This is a genomic window from Borreliella japonica (assembly GCF_900099615.1).
Lineage (GTDB): Bacteria > Spirochaetota > Spirochaetia > Borreliales > Borreliaceae > Borreliella > Borreliella japonica.
On the sequence record NZ_FMTE01000025.1, the window covers coordinates 1 to 2504 of the forward strand.

At 25.6% G+C, this 2504-nt stretch carries 3 protein-coding genes; all 3 read right to left on the reverse strand.

All coding sequences use genetic code 11. The features are described from left to right. Window positions 1–135: 135 nt before the first annotated feature. Window positions 136–804 carry a hypothetical protein gene (locus tag BLO14_RS05670; protein WP_091973943.1) on the reverse strand — a complete coding sequence of 223 codons (669 nt, stop codon included), beginning with the start codon at window positions 802–804 and terminating at the stop codon, window positions 136–138. A gap of 101 nt (window positions 805–905) precedes the next feature. Next, the gene (gene eppA, locus BLO14_RS05675; protein ID WP_091973945.1) at window positions 906–1412 is read right to left on the reverse strand and encodes an exported protein A EppA; all 507 of its coding nucleotides are present in this window, start codon (window positions 1410–1412) and stop codon (window positions 906–908) included. Window positions 1413–1520: 108 nt separating this feature from the next. Continuing rightward, window positions 1521–2174, reverse strand: coding sequence for an ErpL protein (locus BLO14_RS05680; protein WP_091973948.1), 654 nt, complete (start codon window positions 2172–2174; stop codon window positions 1521–1523). Window positions 2175–2504: the final 330 nt, after the last annotated feature.

The following is a 2504-nucleotide window of genomic DNA, read 5'->3' on the forward strand; positions in this document are numbered from 1 at the left end:
TAGTTAAAAAATATCTTAAATAAAAAAACAAGACTGGTCATTAGTCTTGTTTTTAATATTTTATGCTTATAAAAGCATTTTTTATTCTTTTTTATCTTCTAACTTCTTAAGCTCTTATTCAATTTTTTCAATTTCTTAATTAAAATTATGTTCATACATATCATATAAATCTTGAAAGTTTCTAAGTCTAATACTGAAAGCCTCATTTATTTTTTGCTTATCATATACCTTTACTTTTAAAACTTTACTTGATAATACTTTTTTAAGAAAATTGGGCATCTCATTTTCTTTTAAAACTAAAAAACTATTGTCTTCTACAGTCCATTGCTTACTAAGTGAATTTATAATGGGTTGTTCTTTATCAAAAGAACAACTAATAATTATATTTTTTATGTTGTTAGTATTTTTTAGTATTCCTTTTTTAAAGAAAAGAGCAATCTTTGACCCCTTTTCAGCGCTGTAAGCAAATACTAACCCATTAATATCCTCAAACAATAAATCCTTTTTTATTTTAGTGTTATCTTTTGATTTAGTTTTATCGCTATTGCTAAAGACTTCACGAATAGCAGTTCCAAATAGATACAGTAAGTTAAAAACATCTTTGTCCGCTGATACAAAAAAATATCCTTTTTTATTTTCATCTTTTTTATCACTTATTTTTAAATACAAACTATTTTCTTGCATTTTAAAATCTTCATAATCAAGATCATTATCACGACTATTAAAGATACCTCTTAAAAATTCGTCAGCATTTAAAGAAAATAAAGCAAATATAAGATATAGAATAATATAAATTCTTTTCATTTATCATGATTCTCCAATATTAATAAGAAAACAAGACTAACAAATAGTCTTGTTTTTTGTAATTTATGCTTTCGAAAACCATTCCTCTTTTAATTTAAAAACTAATCTTTGGACAAATCAGCCAAAATTTGTTTTAAAATCTGTTTAACCGCACTAGCTTTGTCTTTAGAATATGCTTCTCTAAACTTATCTCTTGCTTCTTCTCCATATTTTTCAGAATAGTCAATCTTATCAGAATCTAGTTGTATTAAATAATTAAAAATCGAATCTGGATCTCCTACTATAAGTTTAATCATATCCTCAGATAGTAAAATACTATCTGTGCTTATTTTAATTTTTATAAGATATTCTATAACATCAAGAGCATCTAAAAAAACACTTTTTTCTTTAATTCCAATTTTTCTTAAATTTCCTCTAATTCTAGGAGCATCGGAAAAAATATGACTTTTTTCATACTCATTTTTAAAATCATAATTATCTAGTCTTTTATTTATTAAATTAAAATCTTCTTCAGAAAAAGATCTTTTAATCTTTGCATAATTTTCTTCTACATTTGCACTTAAACTTACTACAAATAAAAAGAAAAATACTAAACTTATTTTTTTCATATCCCCTCCAAGTTTATTATCTAAATTTCAGCAATATTAACTTAAACAAGAAAACAAGACTAACAATGAGTTTTGTTTTTGGTAATTTATGTTTCCGAAAACCATTTTTTATTCTTTTGTGTCTTCTATAGTATTTTTAAGCTCTTCTTCAATCTTTTTAATTGCATCATCTATTATTCCTTTAGACATATCACCAGTATCAGTACCATTCTTACTAGAAGAACTTACACTTAAACCAAATTCTTTAGCACACTTAAAAGCTTGTGCTCCAACGGCACCTTGATTCCCAGCTCTCTGCCCAGTAGTTACTCCAGTTGTAGTATTAACTTGGTTTTGAAACTCTTCAAATTTTTGCTTAGCCTCTTGTAAAGCCTTTTTTCTTTCCTCTTTTTTCTTTGTTAAGCTCTCTTCAAGTCCATTTAATTTATCTTCAAAATTTCCTTTCCCTTTTAATTTTTCTCTTATTTCTTGTATTTTTTTTTCATATTCAAGATACGTTCCAATAGGAGTCTTTTTAGAGTCCGTTTTTTCTACTTTATCCTTTAAATCCTTAATTGTTTTTTCAATCTCTTTTGTATCTTTTTCATCTAATTGAGACAAATCTTTTGTCTCTAAAATATTTAACAATCCATTAAATTCTTTTTTTATCTCTTGTTCTGATTGCACTGAACTTTCTAAATCTTTACTAATTGCATCATTCTTGCAAGAACTTAATAGTGCAAAAACAACACAAACAATAAACATTCTCATATTTTTATTCATATTTTTATTCATAAGTTACTCCGTAAGTTTCAAAGATAATACAATCTCTAATAATTACAATTTTTTTAACGATTTAAATAACTAATTTTGTTACATTTCGGATTACAAAGTAACAAAATTCAAATGTAATTTTAACCAACTCCCAAAAATCTCTCCATTGCAAATGTCAAACTCATTTCAAAAGACTACAAAACACATATAAATTAAATTTCAGGGTCTTTGCTATATATCACTTAAAGTATTATATCTTTCTTGTGTGCACCCCTTTAAAATCACCGTTTCTGTTTTTTACAGCTATTCTACAGCACGGATTTTGCTTGCAATGAGAGA

Bases quoted from the DNA above. Each gene is read 5' to 3' on its own strand.
- BLO14_RS05680 (WP_091973948.1), bottom strand. From the start codon at position 2,174: ATGAATAAAAATATGAGAATGTTTATTGTTTGTGTTGTTTTTGCACTA.
- BLO14_RS05670 (WP_091973943.1), bottom strand. From the start codon at position 804: ATGAAAAGAATTTATATTATTCTATATCTTATATTTGCTTTATTTTCT.
- eppA (WP_091973945.1), bottom strand. From the start codon at position 1,412: ATGAAAAAAATAAGTTTAGTATTTTTCTTTTTATTTGTAGTAAGTTTA.